The organism is Micromonospora sp. RTGN7, from assembly GCF_033804645.1.
Classification (GTDB): domain Bacteria; phylum Actinomycetota; class Actinomycetes; order Mycobacteriales; family Micromonosporaceae; genus Micromonospora.
In genome coordinates this window covers 15874-36446 of sequence record NZ_JAPZLF010000009.1, presented here as the reverse complement: position 1 = coordinate 36446, position 20573 = coordinate 15874, and the positions used below count along the sequence as shown (strand labels likewise).

Annotated in this window: 18 protein-coding genes, 1 tRNA gene, 2 pseudogenes and 1 riboswitch; of the genes and pseudogenes, 9 read left to right on the top strand and 12 right to left on the bottom strand. The window is 69.2% G+C overall.

Annotated elements, in window-relative coordinates; translation table 11 throughout:
• Positions 1-19 precede the first annotated feature (19 nt).
• Positions 20-427: a hypothetical protein gene (locus SNR22_RS15180; RefSeq protein WP_320067216.1), complete on the top strand. Its 408-nt coding sequence runs from the start codon at positions 20-22 to the stop codon at positions 425-427.
• 421 nt (positions 428-848) lie between these two features.
• Here SNR22_RS15180 and SNR22_RS15175 read toward each other — a convergent pair.
• From SNR22_RS15175 to SNR22_RS15165, 3 genes and pseudogenes are all read right to left on the bottom strand, one after another.
• Positions 849-1085 (bottom strand): annotated as a pseudogene (locus tag SNR22_RS15175) (LLM class flavin-dependent oxidoreductase); the annotation flags it as partial.
• Positions 1086-1176: 91 nt separating this feature from the next.
• Complete coding sequence (locus SNR22_RS15170; RefSeq protein ID WP_320067215.1) at positions 1177-1734, bottom strand: NUDIX domain-containing protein; 558 nt, start codon at positions 1732-1734, stop codon at positions 1177-1179.
• A 55-nt stretch (positions 1735-1789) separates the two neighbouring features.
• Positions 1790-1984, bottom strand: a pseudogene (locus SNR22_RS15165) (putative immunity protein); the annotation flags it as partial.
• Between the two features lie 57 nt (positions 1985-2041).
• Between SNR22_RS15165 and SNR22_RS15160 the strand changes: the two are divergent.
• The 3 genes from SNR22_RS15160 (at position 2042) to SNR22_RS15150 (ending at position 4510) form a co-directional block, all read left to right on the top strand.
• The gene (locus tag SNR22_RS15160) at positions 2042-2368 is read left to right on the top strand and encodes a hypothetical protein (RefSeq protein WP_320067214.1); all 327 of its coding nucleotides are present in this window, start codon (positions 2042-2044) and stop codon (positions 2366-2368) included.
• Between the two features lie 67 nt (positions 2369-2435).
• Complete coding sequence (locus tag SNR22_RS15155; protein ID WP_320067213.1) at positions 2436-4058, top strand: hypothetical protein; 1623 nt, start codon at positions 2436-2438, stop codon at positions 4056-4058.
• A 185-nt stretch (positions 4059-4243) separates the two neighbouring features.
• Positions 4244-4510 (top strand): hypothetical protein, encoded by a 267-nt coding sequence (locus SNR22_RS15150; RefSeq protein ID WP_320067212.1) that lies wholly within the window; start codon positions 4244-4246, stop codon positions 4508-4510.
• Between the two features lie 143 nt (positions 4511-4653).
• On the opposite strand, the gene SNR22_RS15145 is transcribed toward SNR22_RS15150, so the two are convergent.
• The gene (locus tag SNR22_RS15145) at positions 4654-4848 is read right to left on the bottom strand and encodes a DUF397 domain-containing protein (protein WP_320067211.1); all 195 of its coding nucleotides are present in this window, start codon (positions 4846-4848) and stop codon (positions 4654-4656) included.
• Positions 4849-5786: 938 nt separating this feature from the next.
• On the opposite strand from SNR22_RS15145, the gene SNR22_RS15140 reads away from it, so the two are divergent.
• On the top strand, positions 5787-7019 hold the full coding sequence (locus SNR22_RS15140) for a PIN-like domain-containing protein (RefSeq protein ID WP_320067210.1): 1233 nt from the start codon (positions 5787-5789) through the stop codon (positions 7017-7019).
• Positions 7020-7286: 267 nt separating this feature from the next.
• A complete protein-coding gene (locus tag SNR22_RS15135; RefSeq protein ID WP_320067209.1) occupies positions 7287-7640 on the top strand; it encodes a site-specific integrase in 354 nt (117 codons plus the stop codon).
• An 88-nt stretch (positions 7641-7728) separates the two neighbouring features.
• On the opposite strand, the gene SNR22_RS15130 is transcribed toward SNR22_RS15135, so the two are convergent.
• Positions 7729-7802 (bottom strand) — tRNA-Gly (locus SNR22_RS15130).
• Between the two features lie 222 nt (positions 7803-8024).
• On the opposite strand from SNR22_RS15130, the gene SNR22_RS15125 reads away from it, so the two are divergent.
• Positions 8025-9008: a zinc metalloprotease gene (locus SNR22_RS15125; protein ID WP_320067208.1), complete on the top strand. Its 984-nt coding sequence runs from the start codon at positions 8025-8027 to the stop codon at positions 9006-9008.
• 72 nt (positions 9009-9080) lie between these two features.
• On the opposite strand, the gene SNR22_RS15120 is transcribed toward SNR22_RS15125, so the two are convergent.
• Complete coding sequence (locus tag SNR22_RS15120) at positions 9081-9641, bottom strand: pyridoxamine 5'-phosphate oxidase family protein (protein WP_320067207.1); 561 nt, start codon at positions 9639-9641, stop codon at positions 9081-9083.
• 99 nt (positions 9642-9740) lie between these two features.
• Here SNR22_RS15120 and dcd point away from each other — a divergent pair, with 99 nt between their 5' ends.
• Positions 9741-10319, top strand: a complete 579-nt coding sequence (dcd, locus tag SNR22_RS15115; protein ID WP_320067206.1) for a dCTP deaminase — start codon at positions 9741-9743, stop codon at positions 10317-10319.
• 72 nt (positions 10320-10391) lie between these two features.
• Here dcd and SNR22_RS15110 read toward each other — a convergent pair whose 3' ends face one another.
• Positions 10392-11432 (bottom strand): NlpC/P60 family protein, encoded by a 1041-nt coding sequence (locus SNR22_RS15110; RefSeq protein ID WP_320067205.1) that lies wholly within the window; start codon positions 11430-11432, stop codon positions 10392-10394.
• A 12-nt stretch (positions 11433-11444) separates the two neighbouring features.
• A riboswitch (cyclic di-AMP (ydaO/yuaA leader) is annotated at positions 11445-11585 on the bottom strand.
• A gap of 210 nt (positions 11586-11795) precedes the next feature.
• On the opposite strand from SNR22_RS15110, the gene SNR22_RS15105 reads away from it, so the two are divergent.
• Complete coding sequence (locus tag SNR22_RS15105; protein ID WP_320067204.1) at positions 11796-13787, top strand: peptidoglycan recognition family protein; 1992 nt, start codon at positions 11796-11798, stop codon at positions 13785-13787.
• A gap of 138 nt (positions 13788-13925) precedes the next feature.
• Here SNR22_RS15105 and SNR22_RS15100 read toward each other — a convergent pair whose 3' ends face one another.
• The 5 genes from SNR22_RS15100 to SNR22_RS15080 form a co-directional block, all read right to left on the bottom strand.
• The gene (locus SNR22_RS15100) at positions 13926-14942 is read right to left on the bottom strand and encodes an NlpC/P60 family protein (RefSeq protein WP_320067203.1); all 1017 of its coding nucleotides are present in this window, start codon (positions 14940-14942) and stop codon (positions 13926-13928) included.
• Between the two features lie 178 nt (positions 14943-15120).
• On the bottom strand, positions 15121-16122 hold the full coding sequence (locus tag SNR22_RS15095) for a hemolysin family protein (RefSeq protein ID WP_320067202.1): 1002 nt from the start codon (positions 16120-16122) through the stop codon (positions 15121-15123).
• Positions 16115-17482 (bottom strand): hemolysin family protein, encoded by a 1368-nt coding sequence (locus tag SNR22_RS15090; protein WP_320067201.1) that lies wholly within the window; start codon positions 17480-17482, stop codon positions 16115-16117. The genes SNR22_RS15095 and SNR22_RS15090 overlap by 8 nt, the downstream gene beginning before the upstream one ends.
• A gap of 98 nt (positions 17483-17580) precedes the next feature.
• Positions 17581-19776 (bottom strand): (Fe-S)-binding protein, encoded by a 2196-nt coding sequence (locus tag SNR22_RS15085; RefSeq protein WP_320067200.1) that lies wholly within the window; start codon positions 19774-19776, stop codon positions 17581-17583.
• 309 nt (positions 19777-20085) lie between these two features.
• A complete protein-coding gene (locus SNR22_RS15080; protein WP_320067199.1) occupies positions 20086-20349 on the bottom strand; it encodes a cell division protein CrgA in 264 nt (87 codons plus the stop codon).
• Positions 20350-20573: the final 224 nt, after the last annotated feature.

Genomic DNA, 20573 nt, shown 5'->3' with positions numbered 1-20573 from the left:
CCCCGTTCAAGGAGCACGCGTGCCCTCACCCAACGCCACGGCCCTCTCGATCAACTATCACGGGCGCCGGTTCCGGCCGGTCGCGGACGGCAGCGGGGAGCACAGCCGCGTCGCGAACTACTGGCAGGATGGCGACCTGCTCTGGGGCGAATTCACCGGGGGTCACGCGCGCCGGGGCACCCTCGCCGGACAGTGCCAGCCCGACGGCTCGGTCGACTTCGCGTACTGCATGGTGCTCGACGACGGGCGGATCATCGTCGGCGAGTGTCACAGCACCCCCGAGATCCTCCCCGACGGGCGCATCCTGTTGCACGAGACGTGGCAGCGCCACGGCGCCCACGCCGCCAGCGGCGTATCCCAGATCGAGGAGATCCCCACGTCCCCGCCGGACCCTCTTGGTCAGGATGGTGTGAGACACCTCGGGTGAACGCTCACCCTTCAGGTGGACCAAGACCGCCGACGAGATCCTCAACTCGCTCGCCGACTACCTCCTAGCTAGTCAGCCGAGGAAGCGCTCGACGGCCGTGCAGACCCGGCCCAGCACCTCGGCCGAACGGGCCAACGGACCGGGCACCAGCAACGCGTGGTCGGCCCCGCCGATCTCCAGCACGTGCGGGCTGAGCCGGCGGGCCGCCGCGCCGTCCCAGGAGTCGTCGCCGGTCCCGCCGACCAGCAGAAACGGCGCCGTCGGCCACCCAGGGGGCCGCCCGGTCCGCGCCCAGGTCCGGCGGCACCTGCCAGCTGATCTCGTGGGTGTCGAAGCCGATTCGCCGCAGCGCCTCCCCGACGTACGCCAGGTGCAAGGAAGGGCACCTTGTTAACGCCTACGGCAGAGAAGGGTCCCCTTCTCACCACCCTGCCAGCGAGCGCGGGAGGCGGCGCACCTCGGGCAGGAGGCGGGTGGCCGCGTCGACCAGGATCGCCTCGTCACCGGCGTACCAACTGCTGGCCCGTGGCCAGTGCGTCACCACGTCGGTGAAGCCCAGCGCGGCGGCCCGCCCCACCTGCTCGGCGAAGAAATCCGCGCTGCTCAGTGAGAAGACCGGGGCGGAGTCCAGAATGAGGTATCGGTACAGAGGGGCCGGATCGCGGGCCCGGCCCGCCCCACGACCGGCCGCCGTCGCCCGGCCAGCACCCGGCCGCCGCTCAGTCAGAGGTCGCCCGGTCGTCGCCCGGTCAGAGTCGGGCCAGCAGCCGGGTCAGGTGCGGCTCGACGGTCCCCGCGGCGGCGGCCCGCACCTCGCCCGGCGTCCACCAGCGGACGGCGCGGAACTCCGCCGGATCGGGGGTGAGCGGCTGCTCGCGGCTGCCGCTGAGCACGTACCAGAGGCTCACGTCGACGTGCCGGTCCTCGGGCGGCCCGACCGTCGTGGTCACCGTCAGGAACGCCGGTCGCGCGCCGAAGGCCGGTGCGAAGACCGCCGGTACGCCCAACTCCTCAACCACCTCGCGGCGCACCGTGTCGGCGGGGTGCTCGCCGGGCTCCAGGTGCCCACCGGTGGGCAGCCACATGCCCGCCTTACGGTGGTCGACCAGCAGAACCGCGCCGTCGCGGTCGTCGCGCAGCAGGAAGTACGTGACCAGGTGCGGCGACGGGATACGCGGCTTCGCCCGCCGGAAGATGTCGTCGGTCGCGGCCAGCCAGTCCAGGCACTCCGCCCGATGGCGGGCCTCCACTTCGTCGCCCGGCGTCAACGCCGCCACCACAGCCCGAATCTCGTCCTCCACCCGCATCCGACCAGTCTCCCCGATCGGCACAGGACCCTCGCCGAGCGGCACAGGCTCGGACTCAACTGTGGAACACCGACCAGCAGATGTCGTTGCGCAGCCGCTGGTCGTCTAGGACGAGCTCGCGGATCGCCTCCGGGAGCTGATCGCGCTGCCACTGGCACTCCCGCCGCCCGGCCGCCTCGCTCAGCCCCTCCGGTGCCGCCGCGCGCGCGGCCTTGATCGCGTACGCGGCGGCTCCGAGCTCGTGTGAGCCGCCTGCCGCGAGGCAGAATCCGGTGTGCTCTCGGGACCCCGAGTAGCGTGCCGCATGATGTCGCGGACCGACTGGCAGGCGTGGCACGAGCCGTACGCCGACGAGAACTCGCCCCTGTCCCGCCGCCTGCGGCTGGTCCGCCGGCCGGCGTCACGGTCCGCGCTGCCCCGGCTCTGCGCGGCCGACGCCACGGTGATCTGGACGCGGACCCGCCGGGCCCCCGACCTGACCCCGGCGGTACGCGGCTGGCTGCGCGACGCCGGCTTCGTGGAACGGGCGTTCCACGTGCCGGAGGGGGTGCTCTTCGCCGTCGGCGCACACCAGTTCGCCGGCACGCCGCAGCCGCTGGCCAGCGACGGAGAGCTGTTCACGTTCCTCTGTTAAGGCAATCCGCGACGGTTCCCGTCAATAAAAAAGAGACAAAATCGTCACCCGCTGATAGAAATTCCTCATGCCACTTTCCCTCGCGCGCCGGTTAGCCACCGGCATGTTGACCCTCATCGTCATGGTCACCGTGGCCCTCGCCGGCACTACCGCAACCCAAGCGGCGGTGCCACAGCTCGCATTGACTGCACTCTCCTTCGAGCATGCTCTTGTCGACGTCACGCAGGATGTGGCGATCAACAAGCTGACCTGGACCGTCACCAATACCGACCCAGCGGCTCAATCGATCCACGGCACCGTGACGATGCGTATGCGCAGCTCTGTGACCGGCGCCTTGATCGGTCACGATGTGAGAGTGCGCTACGAATTCGACGACACCTGCTGCGGTGACGCCGTCTACGAGTCCGGCACCCCGCAGGAGTCGACCTACTCGTACGCCCTGCCGGTGCGGCTCCATGCCGACGCGGCCGCCGCAGCCTGGGAGGTCACCGAGGTCACCATCGGTGCCAGCGGCACCACCGCGACCGTTTCGGGCACCGGGTTGCAGTCGTTCGGATACCGCTTCTCGGTAGTCGCAATGGTCGACCACAGCGGGCCGACGGTCGATTCCATCGAGCTGCACTCGGCGCGTAGGCCGTACTTCTACCTCGGCAACGATCCCGTTACGGTCTCCTACCGATTCGTGGTGCAGGACTGGCAGTCAGGCTTCTGGAAGGGCACCATCCGACTGGCCGGGCCGGGGGGTCAGAGCGTCACCACGGCGTTCACTTGGGAACGCGAGGAGTCGAGCACCGCGATCCGCTGCGGATCGATCAGCAGCGCCGATCAGGACTCCTGGGTGCAGTGCGCCATCGGGGTGACCCTGCCGGCCGGGGCAGCTCCGGGAAGCTGGCGAATCGCCTCGCTGGTCGTGCGGAACAATGCGGGCGGCACCACCACGTACAAGAACCCGACGGCGCCGTCGATCGCCGTGACCTCCAATTCGACCGTGCAGGCGAGCGGTTTCGTGATCGGCCCCAACCCGGTGAACAACTGGCGCGACAGCGTGCTCACCGAGCTGACCATGTCGGTCACCGGCGCGCTACGGGGCATCACGGCGGTCCACGTCGATCTCGACGGCGGCTGCGAGCAGCAGAATACGGCGACCGTGAAGGCGGACGGCCGCGTTGCCGTTCCGGTGATGGTCTACCAGTACATCGCGCGCTGCGAGGTCGAGGGCATCGCGGTGGTCGACGGTTCCGGCAAGGTGGCGCTGTACGGCCGGGAGTTCGGAGCGCCCGACCCCGAGCTGGCGATCACGCGGGTGCCGAACACCGACGCGCCGGTGGCTGAGAGCGCAACCCTTACCCCGTCCTCGCTGCCGGCGGATGAGGTGGGACAGCGCTCGGTCGTGCTCACCGTCCGGAGGCAGGCGCAGGTCGCGCCCGTCGACGCGATCGAGGTACACCTGTACGACACCGATAACAACCTGGTGGTGTCCGAGTCGTACAGCGGTGCCGTGGAGGTTGCCGACGGCACCGTGACGGCTAGGCTGCCCCTGCCTTGGGAAGGCCTGGCATCGGGTGCTTACACCGTGGGCTTCGCGCTCGGCAACGCGGCCGGGATGACCAGCCGGTGGAACATGCCTGATCGCTCGGACAGCCAGACGTTGCCGGGCGGGCCGGTCGTGTTCACCGTCACCGCGGGCTGAGCGGATCGGAGGGCGGGCGGGTCGCACCTGACTCGCCCGCTCCCGGCCCCTCGAGCAGCCGCGACGCCCGGCTCGGTCGCCGCAGCGCCGCGGGGGAGACGGGCGAGGTTGATCACGGTGAGCGGTGACCTCACGGGTATCGCCTCGACCGGCGACAACACGAAGAACCCAGCGCCGGTGAGCCGGTGTCCCGGCGCGGGCCGCCGGCACCCGCCGATCTGCCGACTCCGTCGAATGCCCCCGCCACGCCGCCGGGCGCGGACGGGTCGGGTCCGATCACGGCCGGCGGCATCCCTGGCATCGCCTCCACGGGCGCCAACGCGACCAACACCCAGCACGTCACGGTGCTGCCGGCGGAGGCCCTGGTCGCGTCGGAGGAGGTGCCGGCACCGGCCGGGCTGGTCAACCTTCCGGGGCGGCGGCGGCTCTTCGTCGGTCGTGCGGGCGCTTAGCCGGCTAGACGCGGCGGTTCAGGAGCCTGGCGTGGTGATCGTGCAGGCGGTCCACGGCCTCGGCGGCATCGGCAAGAGCACCCTGGTGGCCCGGTGGGCGAAAGAGCACGGCGAAGACAGGTGATCCGCTGCGTTGATGGCCATTAGGCTCGCTCGGTCACGTCGGCGACGAACGCGCGCCAGGCGCTCGGGGGGAAGGTGAGCACCGGCCCCGCCGGGTCCTTGCTGTCCCGTACGGCGACGACACCGGAGATGTGGTCGGCAACCTCGACGCAGGCACCGCCGTTGGAACTGCTGCGGGTGGACTTCCTCCACCGCAAGCCGGTCAGGTCATCCATGCTCTCGTCCTCAACAGGTCAATTGTCTGGTCTCGCGGCGGTGTGACCCGCCTCGACCATCGCGGCCTGCACGGCCCGATTCACCCCGTCTTTTCCCCTGAACGTTCCGAACGGACAAGGGCCCGTAACGCAACGTATTGGGTCAGCGATTCTGGGCACGCTGCCCATGGGGCGGCACGGGTCGGCGGCGTAGCGCCCCGGCTCGCGCCTGTCGGGGGACCGCCCCGGTCCTTCCCCCTTGCGACGCGCGGGCGGTCCCCCTCCAATCTCAACCGACAGGGGAGCACCGTGTCGAACCGAGAAGGACGTCACCGCGCCGGCAACCGCCGAGCCCAGCACGCGACGTGTCCGCCGTGGCGGGAGCGGGCGGCGAAGGCCGACCCAGCGCGCAACCCGAAGCGCCCGACGCCGCCGCATCTACCAGCACGCCAACCGGGAGGCCGACCAGGGCATCGCCGACGCGATCGACAAGGCGGTCAAGGCGGCCCGGCGCAAGCCGAGCAAGCGCAAGGTCAAGCGGGTTACCGAGGGCGACGGACCGGCCGCCGAGGCGAGCTAATGGCCCACCCCTGTTTCAGCATGCCCTAGAACCACGGAAGCCCTGGCGGGACGTCTGTCCTGACCAGGGATTCCGTGTGTGGAGCGGGTGACGGGAATCGAACCCGCACTGTCAGCTTGGGAACCGTACAAGATCCGCCGAGAACCGACGTTGCTACTGGTTCGACAACTCATCAGGTGGACTGGAGTGACCTAGAGCTGCAAGAAGTAATGGCCCGCTAATGGCCCGGCCCGCTCGGCGAAGAGATACCGACCGAGGCATCGGAGGACCTTGCACCAAGGCAACCGAGGATGTTCATCACCCTCTATGCTGGGCGCGTGCTGGAGTCGGGTCTAGCACCGCGCGTCCTAGTAGGACCGAAGCGATCAGAGGAGTAAGTGTGGCAAAAAGCTTCAGCGGAGCATTCACGCACTTTCTTACTCCTTCCGATGAGACAATTCGGGTAGCTCTAACAAGCGGGTTCGTCGTCCTGGACACCAACGTGCTGCTTTCTGCATACCGGTTTGCTCCGAAAGCTCGTGAAGAGTTGCTATCAACGCTTCGCACCCTCGGCAATCGGGTATGGGTGCCTCATCAGGTGGGCTTGGAATTTCACCGAAACAGGCTCGAAGTGATGGCGGAGCGGCGTGCAACCTACGATGCTGTCCTCAGTGTCATTGACTCACACAAACAAACTGCTCAGACGGACCTAGAGGGCAAGATTAGAAATCTATCCAATCAGGCCGCCCTGACTGACGAGGAGCGAGACCGACTCTTAATGCAGCTACAGCAAGTTTTTGGCTCGCTGCGAAAATCCGTCAAGCGATTGAGCGACGATCATGCCCCGGATGAAATTGAGAGCGACGATCCTATCCTTTCAAGCCTTCAAGGAATTATAGGCGATCGCGTCGGCGACGAGTTTGACGAGCAGAACCGTGCCGATGCGCTGACCGAAGCAGAGCGTAGGGCCAAGGAAAAAATACCTCCTGGCTTCAAAGATGCCGGCAAGTCCACCGGAGGGCACGGCGACTATTTCGTTTGGCGGCAAACCCTGGACGAGGCAAATCGGCGGTCCACCAGCCACTTGGTATTCGTTACAGGCGATCGGAAAGAGGATTGGTACCTCAAAGCAAAAGGAAAGATTATCGCCGCCCAGCCCGAACTGGCCGAGGAGGTGCATCGGTGGTGTGGAGCTCAGCTAGTACTAATGAGCACTCAAACACTTTTATTCCATGCAACTAAGTACCTCAATGCCAATGTAAGTAGCGAAACCATCCGACAGGCCGGGGAGTTGCCAACAGCAGACTACCGCCATCATGAGCGGCAAGAGCTGGCAAGCCGGAGCAATGAGCTCCAAGCAAGACTTCACTACACTGTTCGCAATCTCGAAAGCGCCCAAGATGAGATATCGCGCATTAACATGAAATGCGAAGACATTGAAATAGCGCTTCAGCAAGCTGCGAGCCAATCGGAGAAAGAGGGCCTACTTTTAGAGAGGCACACGTTAGAAGCTAAGCGCCGCACGATCCAAAAGCGTCTCCAGGAAGCGGCGGAATATCAGGCCATGTTTGAGCATAAATACCGCGAAACATTGTGGGCTATGAGAGAAATTGATCGCCAGTTGAATTCCTAAGCTGAACCGGCATTACTTGTCCCGACTTGGGGCCACGGTTGGCTGATTTTCGCGGTCGATAGTGCGGTGATCTTCGCTTCGGGGACACGGAAGAAGGACCTCAGTCCCCCCTGTTCTCGCAGCTCAGTCCCCCTTGGGCGACACGGGGGACGGCGGGGACACGGGGGAGGGCGGGGACACGGGGGACGGCGGGGGACACGGGGGATGGTGCACTGTGCAGCCGGACGGCACCGTGAATGCGCTGAGCCGCCTGCACCCGAGGCGTTCGTGTTCACCGGCGAGAGCGGCCGGAACCTCTGGCGCGGCAACTTCAACAAGCTGGTCAAGTGGCCCGAGGCGGTAGCCGCGATCGGCGCGGCCGGGCTGCACTTCCACGACCTGCGGCACACCGGCAACACCCTCGCGTCGCGGGCACCAGGCGCGAGCCTGCGCGACATCATGGCCCGGATGGGGCACGACAGCCCGCGCGCCGCGCTGATCTACCAGCACGCCAACCGGGAGGCCGACCAGGGCATCGCCGACGCGATCGACAAGGCCGTCAAGGCGGCCCGGCGCAAACCGAGCAAGCGCAAGATCAAGCGGGTTGCCGAGGGCGACGGACCGGCCGCCGAGGCGAGCTAATGGCCCGCTAATGGCCCCCCTGTTTCAGCAGGCCCTAGAACCACGGAAGCCCTGGCGGGACGTCTGTCCTGACCAGGGCTTACGTGTGTGGAGCGGGTGACGGGAATCGAACCCGCACTGTCAGCTTGGGAAGCTGATGTTCTGCCATTGAACTACACCCGCAGGCGGCACCACTGTACCCGACGGCGTCGCCGGGTGCATCCAGGCACCCCGTCGCGCGCCGCCGACCTCCCCGCGATCCCCCGAGCCATCGATGAACCGTAAAAGTTTCACGCCGGCAATATATAGCCGTTCTCAAATCCCTCGATCGGTTGTAACGTCTGCCGCACGTTTCAGCCATGGCGCGACACACCCCCTGCCGCGCTGCCAGAAAGAGGTGGGCCCATGGGACTCCGTCCCAACCTGCTGACCCGGCGCACCGCAGGCGTCGCGTCGACGACCCTCGCGCTGCTGCTCAGCACCGCTGCCGTGGGCGTCGTTCCGGCCGCTTCGGCCTTCTCCGCCGCCCCGGCGGAGATCTGCGCCGAGCCGGCCGACGTGCACTCCGACGCCCGGGTCAAGGCGGGCGCGCAGGCCAAGCACGAACCCAACGAGCTGACCGCCGCACAGGTCCGCGAGCGCGAGGCCGACCTGGCTGGCGCCCTGCGCGAGCGGGCCAACTTCCGTGCCGGCGCCGGCGCCGGCACGCTCGCCACCGTGACCATCCCGGTCGTCGTGCACGTCATCCAGGAGAACAGCACCCGGGCCGGCGGCAACATCCCGGACTCGCTGATCACCTCGCAGATCACCGTGCTGAACAATGCCTACAGCGGTGGCACCGGCGGCGCGGCGACCGCCTTCAGCTTCCAGCTCCAAAAGATCAACCGGGTCACGAACCCGGCGTGGTACCCGATCGTGTCGGGCTCGTCGGCCGAGCGCTCGATGAAGACCTCGCTGCGTGAGGGCGGCAAGAACACCCTGAACATGTACCTCGGCGAGCTGAGCGACGACCTGCTCGGCTGGGCGACCTTCCCGCAGCGGAAGCTGAGCAGTATGGACGGCGTCGTCGCGCTGAGCGAGTCGCTGCCGGGCGGCACCGCCACCAACTACAACCAGGGCGACACCGGCACCCACGAGGTCGGCCACTGGCTGAACCTGTACCACACCTTCCAGGGCGGCTGCTCCGGCTCGGGCGACAGCGTGGGTGACACCCCGGCGGAGGCCTCGCCGGCGTACCAGTGCCCGACCGGGCGGAACACCTGCACCGCCACCGGCCTGGACCCGATCACCAACTTCATGGACTACACCTACGACTCGTGCATGTACCAGTTCACCACCGGGCAGGCGAGCCGGATGCTGACCGCGTGGAACGCGTACCGCGCGGCCTGACGCTCCCCTGTTCCTGACCCTCCGGTGCCGGCTCCGTCCTTCGACGGGGCCGGCACCGGCGTCGTCGGGGGGTCAGGCCGCCGCGCGGTGGGCGTTGCGGGCGTGCCGGGCCGGCCCCTGATCCGGTACGCCCACCGGGGCGCCGCCCGGGTCACCGGCGGCTCGGGGGTCGAGCCACACCTGCACGGCCGGCTGCCCCGGGCCGCCGCCCGGGAAGACGGCGCCACCCTGGTAGCGGCGGGCGAGCATCGCCACGTCGACGGTGAACTCGAACAGCCGCCAGTCCACCTGCGGGGCGGCCCGCCCCAGCTCGGCGAGCCGGGCCATCCGGGCCTGGTCGGTCACCGGCCACGCGTGTCCCGCCACGTACGCCTCGTCGTCGCTGTCCTCCGGCGGGAAGGAGTGCAGCGCGTAGCGGCCGTCGCGTTCGAGGTCGCGCCGCTTCGGCGAGTCGATGATGAAGCAGAAGAGCCCGTCGTCGGTGATCACCGGGGAGACCGGGTGCACCCGGGGCCCACCGTCGGCGCGGACGGTGGCCAGGTAGCCGAAGCCCGGCCCGTACTGCTGCATGAGGAGGCGGATCCCGCCGGCGAGTCGTGGCTCGTCAGCGGCGAATTCGGACCAGGAAGCCATGTGGACATTCTATCGAACACCTGTACGACAGGCGAGCGCGGCACGCCGGGCGCAGCGGGCGATGACAGACCCACCGACCAGGCTCGCTATGGTGTGGCGATGCTGCTCTCCGACCGCGATCTCGTCAACGAGCTGAAGGCCGGGACGCTCGCGCTGGAGCCGTTCGAGCCCACCCTTGTGCAGCCGTCGAGCATCGACGTACGCCTCGACAAGCTCTTCCGGGTCTTCAACAACCACCTTTACACACACATCGACCCGTCGGTGCAGCAGGACGAGTTGACCTCCCCGGTGGAGGTGCCCGACGGCGAGCCGTACGTGCTGCATCCCGGGGAGTTCGTGCTCGCCTCCACGCTGGAGGTCATCTCGCTCGGCGACCAGCTCGCGGGCCGGCTGGAGGGCAAGAGTTCGCTGGGCCGGTTGGGTCTGCTCACCCACTCGACCGCCGGGTTCATCGACCCGGGTTTCTCCGGGCACGTCACCCTGGAGCTGTCCAACGTGGCGAACCTGCCGATCACGCTCTGGCCGGGCATGAAGATCGGCCAGCTCTGCATCTTCCGGCTCTCCTCGCCGGCGGAGCACCCGTACGGTTCGGCGGTCTACGGCTCGCGTTACCAGGGGCAGCGGGGCCCGACCCCGAGCCGCTCCTGGCAGAGCTGGCGCACCTGGCCGACCCGCTGACGCCCCTCTTGGGTGTGAGAAGGGGCCCCTTCTCGACCGTATGCGTTAAGAAGGGGCCCCTCCTTACCCCTCTCAGGCGGGGCGGCCGTAGCTGTTGATCTGGCCGTCGTCGACGCGCTTCATCTTGATGGGCTGGCCGGCCTGGGAGGCGTGCACCACCCAGCCGTTGCCCACATACATGCCGACGTGATGCAGGTCGGCGTAGTAGAAGACCAGGTCGCCGGGGCGCAGGTCGGCGCGGCTCACTCGGGCGGTCACCGATCGCTGCTGAGCGGCGTTGTGCGGCAGCGACACGCCGGCTTTGGCCCAGGCGGCCAGCATCAGGCCCGAGCAGTCGTACGAGTTCGGTCCCTCGGCGCCCCAGACGTAGGGCTTGCCGATCTGGGCGCAGGCGAACTTCACCGCGACCCCCGCGCCGCCGCCGGGGTAGGCGGCCGGGCAGGGCGCGGGGCGCAGCGAGCCGCCGCCACCGTTGCCGTACACCGTGAGCCGTAGCTTCTGGAGCCGGTCGATCTCGGTGTTGATCTGCTTCCGCTTGGCCGCGAGCTGCGCCTCGGTGCGGGCAAGCTGGATGACCATCTCGTCCAGCGGCCGTTTCTTCGCGGCCAGTTCGTCGCGGAGGTCGATGACCGTCCGGACCTCGCGCTGCTGGCGCTCGGCGAACTGGTCGAGCATCTCCAGTTGCCCCATGAGCTGGCTGGGCGAGCGGCTGCCGAGCAGCGCATTCATCCCCGAGAGGTTCTCACTCTTGTACGCCTCGACGGCGAGGCCACTGACCTTATCCATCGCCTCGTCGACCCGGCGTTGCAACGGCCCGATCCGCTTGGCGAGCGCATCGGCCTGCCGGCGCTTGGCGGCGAGGTCCTGGCGGGTGGCGTTGTGCCGCTCGATGAGCGGTTCGAGCTTGTTCCAGTCCTGGTCGATCTGCCGCTCGATCTCGGCGACCGAGGGGTCGGCGTGGGCCACGGTCGGTGCGCCGGTCAGGACGACGGCGGCGCCGGCGAGAGCGGCGAGGGCGGTGGTGAAGCGTGACCAGCGTTGGCGCGGCGTGGCCGGCATCCGGTCGGCGTCGGCCGATCGGCGTGCCGGGTGCCGCAGGGCATGGTGTGCCACCGGGCTCAGTTCTCCTTCTTCCCTGACCGCCTACCGGGTTAGCTGACGGGTTCGGGCGGGAAGGGAGAGCGCCCTACCGCAGCGGTGCTGCGGATTCACCCCGGCGTACCTGGGTCCCCGGTTCGCCCGGAGGCGACTCGGCGGTGTCGGGCCGTCACCTCCCGGCTGGGCGGTGCAACTACCGGCCGACGATTGACCAGAGTAGAGACGCCTGTTATAGATCCGCAACCCTCCGGGCGGTGACACACCGTAACGCCCGGGACGGAAGTTTCCTTCACATCGAGGCACTTGGGGGAAGGCTATTGACGGAGGGAGGGCGACGGCGGGAAGGTGACCTCAACCGCAGACCCCTCAGGAGATTCGATGCACCGTTCCGTCGCGTCGTCGAGCAGGCGGATCCTGCTCGCCGCCGCCGTGGCCGCCACCACGGCCCTCGTACCCCTCGGCACCGCCGTTTCCTCGGCCGCAGCTAACCAGACCCCCGACCGCCAGCAGCAGTATGCCGACGCCGCCGCCGAGTTCGGCGTGCCGGAGAGCGTCCTGCTCGGCGTCTCCTACCTCCAGTCCCGCTGGGACACCAACGCCGGCACCCCGAGCACCAGCGGGGGGTACGGGCCGATGCACCTCACCGACGCCGACTACGTGACCGCCCTGCCGACCGGCACCCACCACGACTCCGGTGCCGAGGACCCACGCGGGGACGACTCCCGCACCGCCCTGGCCCCCGCCCAGCCGAAGGCCGACGAGGCCCCGAGCGTCGAGTCGTTGCAGACCCTCGACACCGCAGCCACCCTCATCGGGGCTGACGAGGCGGCCCTGCGCACCGACGCGCCGACGAACATCCGCGGCGGGGCGGCGCTGCTCGCGTCGTACCAGCAGCAGATCGGCGCCCCGGTCGGAACCGCCACCGACCCGGCGGCCTGGTACGGCGCGGTGGCCCGGTACTCCGGCGCGGACGGCGCCGACGCGGCGGCGGCCTTCGCCGACGAGGTCTTCGGCGAGATCACCGCCGGCGAGACCCGGGTGACCGACGACGGGCAGCGGGTGACCCTTGCCGCCCGCGCGCTGACCCCGCAGAAGTCCTGGCTGGACCGGCTCGGCCTACGCCCGCAGCCACGCCCCGACGGCCTGGAGTGCCCCTCGACCATCTCCTGCGAGTGGATCCCCGCGCCGTACCAGTCGCTCGGCGCCGACCCCGGGGACTACGGCAACCACGACCTCTCCGACCGGCCGAAGCGGCAGAAGGTCGAATACATCCTCATCCACGACACCGAGGGCAGCTACGCGGGCACGCTCAACATGGTCCAGGACCCGACCTACGTGAGCTGGCACTACACGCTTCGCTCGGTGGACGGGCACATCGCCCAGCACGTGAAGACCAAGGACGTTGCCTGGCACGCCGGCAACTGGTACGTCAACTCCAAGTCGATCGGCCTGGAGCACGAGGGCTTCGCCGCCCAGGGCACCTGGTACACCGAGGCGATGTACCGCACCTCGTCGAAGCTGGTCCGGTACCTCGCGCTGCGCCACGGCGTCCCGCTGGACCGGCAGCACATCATCGGCCACGACAACGTGCCCGGCACGGTCGCGGCGAACGTGCGCGGCATGCACTGGGACCCGGGGCCCTACTGGGACTGGTCGCACTACTTCGACCTGCTGCGCGCCCCGGAGCTGAACCTGCCCACCCCGCTGACCGGGATGGTGCGGATCGACCCGGACTTCGCCACCAACCGGCCCGCGTTCACCGGCTGCGTCACGGTGGGCGTGCCGTGCCCGTCGCGCGGCTCCTCGTCGGTGGTGCTGCGCTCCGCGCCCAGCGCCGACGCGCCGCTGGTCAACGACATCGCGCTGCGCCCCAACGGCACGCCCGCCACGATGGCCGTCTCCGACCACGGCGCCCGCGCCTCGGCCGGACAGACGTACGCCCTCGCCGGCCGTGACGGCGACTGGACGGCAATCTGGTACCTCGGGCAGAAGGCGTGGTTCCACAATCCGGCCTCCGCGCCCACCGCCGCGTGGACCGTCGGCCTGGTGGCCACCCCGAAGGCCGGAAAGACGACGATCCCGGTGTACGGGCGGGCGTACCCGGAGGAGGCGGCGTACCCGGCCGGGGTGCCATACCAGCCGATCTCGCCGTTGCAGTACACCCTCTCCGCCGGCCAGCGCTACGCCGTCGGCGCGGTGCTCCCCAGCGAGTACTACCGGGCCAGCACGTTCGACGGCTCCGGTCCCGGCGACTGGACGGTGATCCGGGGCGAGAAGAAGTACGTGCAGATCCAGTTCGGCCACCGGATCATGTACGTCGACCGCGCCGATGTGAACCTCGTGGCGTCCCCGCTGGGCGCGCCCCGCTGACGCTCGCCGCACGGCACGAGGAAGGCCCCCGGTCGAGTGACCGGGGGCCTTCCTCGTCCGCTGCGTCCGGGCGGCCTTCGCGGGGACCACGCCGGGACGCCGGCTGGGCGCGGCCCCCTGCGGGGGCTGCGCCGAAGGTCAGCCGGGGCGGCGGAAGCCGGCGACCGGCATGTGGTTGATGCTCGCCACCTGGACCGGTTTGCCGGCCCGGGGCGCGTGCACCATTTGGTCGTTGCCCAGGTACAGGCCGACGTGGTGCAGGTCGCTGAAGAAGAACACCAGGTCACCCGGGCGAGCCTCCGAGCGCGGGATGGCGCGGCCCTCGTTCCACTGTGCCCCGGTGAAGTGGGTCAGCGAGATCCCGGCCGCCCGGTAGGCGAACTGGGTCAGGCCGGAGCAGTCGAACGAGTTCGGGCCGGTGGCACCCCAGACGTACGGGTCGCCGACCTGGGCGCAGGCGGTCCGGATGGCGGTCCGGGCCGCCGCGTTGACCACACCCTCGATCGTCGGGCAGCCGGCAACGGAGACCGTGGTCTTCGGCATCGACGCCTGCAGCCGCTTGATCTCGGAGTTGATCTGCGTCTTCTTGGCCGCCAACTCCTTGGTCTGCTTCTCCTGGGCGGTGATCAGCGTGTCCAGCTTCAGCTTCTGGCTGTCGAACTTGGCCCGGACCGCGAGCACGCCCTCAAGCTGTCGGCGCTCCTCCGCGGCCAGCCGGTCCAGCATGGTGAGCTGCTCGGCGAGCGTTCCCGGCGTGGTGCTGACCAGCAGCGCACCGAGGTCCTGCGACGGGCCGGACATGTAGTAGCGGGAGGCAAGGTCACCGACCCGGTTCATCGCCAGCTCGGTCTCGAGCGTGAGCGGCTCGATCTTCTTCTCCAGCTCCCCCGATTTCTTCTTGTTCACCTTCATCTGGGCGCGGACCTTGTTGTACTGCTCGATAGTGGGTTCAAGCTGCTCCCACTGCTTGTCGATCGCCGCCTCGATCTCGTCGACCGAGGGCTCGGCGTACGCGGGCGCGGTCAGCGTTCCCGCGCCCACGGCAACGGCCGCAACCAGGGTGAGTAGGCGGTGTACGAACCGACGGGCGCCACCCGGACGAACAGGTGACCGTCCCGGGGCACGACGATGGAGGGGCGTGGTTGCCACCGGCATCGACTCCTTCGCAACCGACCGCCGGGCGCCTCGCGAGAGGGAAGAGATCGAGGCAGACGACCCACAGCGGTCAGCGCCCCACATTAGGGGAGGCCTATGTGGGGAATCAAGGTGGGTTGGCCCACCGTGACGCTCCGACAACCCTTCCCGCACAACGGGTTGCCCGCGCGACCACGACTCAGCCGACGATGGCCGTCAACACGTCGTCGAGGGTCACCACGCCCAGGGGCAGACGGCCGTCGCTCACCAGAACCATGTGCCGCCGCTCGCGGCGCATCGACAGCAACAGATCCGCCAGCGTGCGATCCGGCGGAACCACGGCCAGCGGGTGGTACACCTCGGCGGGCACGGGCGCGCGGCGGTCCGCCCCGGCATACCCGAGCACGTCCTTCACGTGCACGAAGCCGAGCACCTTGCGGGTGGCCCGCTGCACCACGGGGAACCGAGACCGACCCGTCCGGGTGGCCAGCACCTCCAGGGAGGCCGGCGAGACGTCCTCGGCCACCGTGGTCACCGTCGACCAGGGTTGCAGGGCGTCCGCCGCGGTGCGGGTGTGCAGTGCCAGCGCCCCGGTGATCCGGGCGTGCTCCTCCGCGTCGAGCAGCCCCTCCGTGCGGGCCTGCGCCACCAGCCCGGCCAACTCCTCGGCGGTGAAGACCGTCTTGACCGAGTCCGTCGCCTCGACCCGCCACAGCCCCAGCACCCGCTTCGCCGCCCACTTCATGGCCAGCAGCAGCGGTTTGGTCGCCGTGCAGAAGGCGAGCATGGCCGGGCCCAGCCAGAGCGCCGACGGTTCCGGCCCGGCGAGGGTGATGTTCTTCGGCACCATCTCGCCGACGACGGTGTGCAGGAAGACCACCACGCCGAGGGCGATCAGGAAGGCCGCCGGGTGGACGGCCCCGTTCGGCAGCCCCAGGGCACGGAAGGGCACCTCCAGCAGGTGGGCCAGCGCCGGTTCGGCGATCGCGCCCAGCCCCAGCGAGCAGATCGTGATGCCGAGCTGCGCCCCGGCGATCATCAGCGGGATCTGGTTCATCGCCGACAGCGCCCAGCGGGCCCGCTTCGACGTCGCCGCGAGCGGCTCGATCACGGTCCGCCGGGACGCGATGAGCGCGAACTCGCTGCCGACGAAGAACGCGTTGCCGAAGAGCAGCAGCACGGTGATCAGCAGTTCAGTCATTGTCGCCGGGCTCCTCTGGGCGGACCACCCGCACCTGCTCGATGCGGTGCCGCTCGACCTCGACCACGGTGAACTCGTACCCGCTCTCCTCGACCGTCTCCCCGGCCAGCGGAATGTGCCCGAGCCGGGCCATCAGGAAGCCGGCGAGGGTCTCGTACGGCCCCTCGGGCAGCCGGAAGCCGGTCTGCTCGACCAGCTCGTCCTCGCGCAGCACCCCGTCGACCAGGACGGTGCGCTCGCCGCCCGGCACGGTCAGCTCGGCCGGCCAGACGTCGTCGACCGCCGCCGGATCGAACTCGTCGGCAATCTCCCCGACCAGCTCCTCCACCAGGTCCTCGACGGTCACCACGCCGTCGGTGCCGCCGTACTCGTCGACCACGATCGCCAGATCCGCGCCGGCCGCCTTGAGTGCCGCGAGGACGCCGTCGAGGTCGAGGCTCTCCGGCACGTACACCGGCTCGCGGGCCACCGACGCGACGGTGGTGGTGGGTCGGCGGGCCAGCGGTACGCCCAGTGCGTCCGGCACCGCCGCGACGCCGGTGACCAGGTCGAGGGTCTCCTCGAAGACCGGGAACCGGGTTCGGCCGGTCTGCCGGGCGAGGGCGAGCAGCTCGGCCACGCTGGCTGTGGCGCGCAGGGCGATCACGTCCACCCGGGGGGTCATCGCCTCGGCGGCCCGCTTGTCGCCGAAGCGGATGGTGCGCCGCAGCAGCATCGCGATGTCCGGGGGCAGCGCGCCGGCCCGGGCCGAGATCACCGCGAGCAGGCCCAGCTCCTCCGGGGATCGGGCGCTCGCCAACTCCTCCTGCGGCTCCACCCCCAGGCCCCGGACCAGGGTGTTCGCCGAGTTGTTCAGCCCCTTGATCAGCCACCCGAACGTCCGGGAGAAGCCGCGCATCCCCCGGGCAGTGGCCAACGCGGTGGGCATCGGCCGGGCCAGCGCCAGGTTTTTCGGCACCAGCTCGCCGAAGAGCATGGAGAGCAGGGTCGCCAGGGCGAGGGCGAGGAACGGGGTGAACCGGTCGGCGTCCGCCCCCAGCGGGTGCAGCAACGGGGTGAAGAGGCGGGCCAACGCCGGCTCGGCGAGATATCCGGTGAGCAGCGCGGTGATGGTGATGCCGAGCTGCGCCCCGGAGAGCTGGAAGGAGAGCTCGTGCAGCGCATTGCGGACGGTGGCCGCCGCGCTGTCGCCGGCCGCAGCCCGCCGGTCGATCTCCGGCCGGTCCACAGTGACCAGGGCGAACTCGGCCGCAACGAAGAAGGCATTACCCGCTGTCAGCAGCACGAAGCCGACCAAGGGCAACACCGTGGCAACAAGAAGACTGTCGATGATCGGTTCACCTCGGCGCGATTGTTCCATGACCGGCCGCCTTGCACACGGCTACGCGCAGCCGTCAGATCTCGACGACGACGCGGCACCACCCCCGTCCGGGTGGCGCCGCGTTCGGGTGTCTGCCGTCAGCTTCCGGCCGGGGCCGTCTCCTTCGCGCCGGCGGCGTCCGCCGGCTTGACGGAGCGGAGCAGCACGCTGGCGACGTCGACGACCTCGACCTGCTCGCCGGCGCCCTTGCCGTTCACCCCGTCGTTGAGCATCGTCGAGCAGAACGGGCAGCCGACCGCGATGGTCTTCGCCCCGGTGGCCATGGCCTCCTCGACCCGGTCCACGTTGATCCGCTTGCCGATCTTCTCCTCCATCCACATCCGGGCGCCGCCGGCGCCGCAGCAGAAGGAGCGCTCGCTGTTGCGCGGCATCTCGGTGATGCCACCCTCGATGGAGCTGTCGAGGACCTCGCGCGGCGGGGCGAAGACCCGGTTGTGCCGGCCCAGGTAGCAGGGGTCGTGGTAGGTGACACCGCCGTCGACCGGCTGGACGGGGGTGAGCTTGCCGGTGCTGACCAGGTGGGCCAGGAGTTGGGTGTGGTGCACCACCTCGAACTCGCCGCCGAGCTGCCCGTACTCGTTGCCGAGGGTGTTGAAGCAGTGCGGGCAGGTGGCGACGATCTTGCGCTTGTTCTTCTCCCGGCCGTCGAACGCCTCGTTCAGGGTCTCGACGTTCTGCTGGGCGAGCATCTGGAAGACGAACTCGTTGCCGATCCGGCGGGCCGGGTCACCGGTGCAGGTCTCTCCCTCGCCGAGGATGGCGAACTTCACGCCGGCCTCGTTGAGCAGCGTGGCGACCGCCCGGGTGGTCTTCTTGGCCCGGTCCTCGAACGCGCCGGCGCAGCCGACCCAGAAGAGGTACTCGAAGTCCTCGACCTCGCCGACCCGGGGCACCTCGAAGTCGAGTCCCTTGGTCCAGTCCTCGCGGGTGTTCGGCGGGGCGCCCCACGGGTTGCCCTTGTTCTCCAGGTTGCGCAGCATCACGCCGGCCTCGGACGGGAAGCTCGACTCGATCAGCACCTGGTAGCGGCGCATGTCGACGATGTGGTCGACGTGCTCGATGTCGACCGGGCACTGCTCGACGCACGCCCCGCAGGTGGTGCAGGACCAGAGCACGTCGGGGTCGATGATGCCGCCGTCCTCGGCCCCGCCGATCAACGGCTTCTCGGCCTCCGCAAGCGCCAGCACGTCCATGTGGGCGAGCTGGGCGGCGGTGGCCTTCTCTTCGCCGGTCAGGTCCTTGCCGCCACCGGCCAGCAGGTAGGGCGCCTTGGCGTACGCGTGGTCGCGCAGGCTCAGCACGAGCAGCTTCGGCGACAGCGGCTTTCCGGTGTTCCAGGCGGGGCACTGCGACTGGCAGCGACCGCACTCGGTGCAGGTGCTGAAGTCCAGCAGGCCCTTCCAGGTGAACTGCTCGACCTGGGCGACACCGAACTGGTCGGACTCCGGGTCGGCCTCCTCGAAGTCGAGGGGCTTGCCCTGGCTCATCATCGGCCGCAGGGCGCCGAGGCCGGAACCGGCCCGACCCGGGTTGCGCTTGAAGAAGATGTTGGGGAACGCCAGGAAGCGGTGCCAGGCGACGCCCATGGTGACGTTCAGCGAGATCACGATGAGCCAGGTCATCGAGATGGCGATCTTGATCAGCGCGGCGACGCTGACGCCGGCCTCCCAGGCCGGCAGCCCGTTGCCGATCGCATGGCTGAGCGGGGTCGCCCAGACCGGGTACTCGAACTGGTCGGTGGCGACCTTGAAGCCCCGAATCAGGAAACCGAAGATCAGGACCAGCAGCACCACCCACTCGACGAAGTAGCCCTGCCACATGGTCGAGCCGGTAAACCGGGAGAGGCCACCCGGCCGGGTGGGCCGGTTGCGCAGCCGGATCGCCATCAGCACCAGGATGCCGACCAGGCCCAACACGGCGATGATCTCGGTGGCCAGGCCGAAGATCGTCCAGTGCCCGATCACCGGCAGCCCGCCGTTCGGGCTGACCACCTCGAAGTACGCCTCGAGCACCAGCAACGAGAGCACGACGAACGCGACCATCACGAACCAGTGCGCGGCGCCCACCACGCTCCACCGGAGCATCCGCGTGTGGCCGGCGGTCTCGGCCAGCATGGTCGTGGTGCGGGTGCCCTTGTCGGTGAAACGCTCCGGGTCGGGCTGACCCAAACGGATCACCGCCGTCATCTTCATGACCGCGCGCACCGCAAGCCACACCGCCACCGCGGTGATGGCGGCCGCGAGGATCGTGGTGACGATCTGGACGCTGCCCATCGAGTTGGCCTCCCGGTCTGCTGCCTGTCGAGCGGCTCGGCGACCGGGGCCGGGTCAGGGGTGCGACCGGCGTTGCGCCGTCACCGCACCCCGACCGGACCGGTCGATGACCTCAGCTCCGCTCGGTCATGCGGTGCAGCCTACGCGCAAAGTTACCCAACGGTAACGTGAACCTTCTCGCACCCCGGCCGCGCCGTCCTGCGGACACCATAAGGTGCCCGGCGCCGAAGCGCCGGGCAGGGGCTCGCCGAGGTGATGTGATCGTCTCCGCGAGCGGGGACGACGGGGGCCGGGCACCGCCCGGCCCGGTCAGCGCCAGCGGGAGAGCAGGACCAGGGAGCCGACCATCGCGCCGAAGCCCACCGCAAGGTTCCAGTAACCCCACGACATGACCGGGTACGCCTGCTCGGAGAGGTAGTAGATCACCAGCCAGCCGATGCCGGCGACGATCAGCGCGACTGCCGTGACCGGCAGCCAGACCGGGCTAGGCTTACGCGTCGCCGCCATCGCCGTCGGACGTACGTCCGTCGGGGGGGTGTACACCTTCTTCTTGCGGACCTGAGACTTGGGCACGACGCTCTCCAGAGGGGTGACGACCTCGTCCGGCCTGACAACCGGGCGCGGGGGCGACGGTCCATGGCCAATAATGTTTCGATAGCCAGCGTAGTCCCGAAGACCCGCCCAGGCCATGAATGGGGTCACTCCGATGCGCGGAGTGACCGAAAAAGGCGGGACTGTTCGGGTCGGCGCACCGGTCCGCGTCGTGGCGGGCCGACACACACGACGCGGAAGGACGG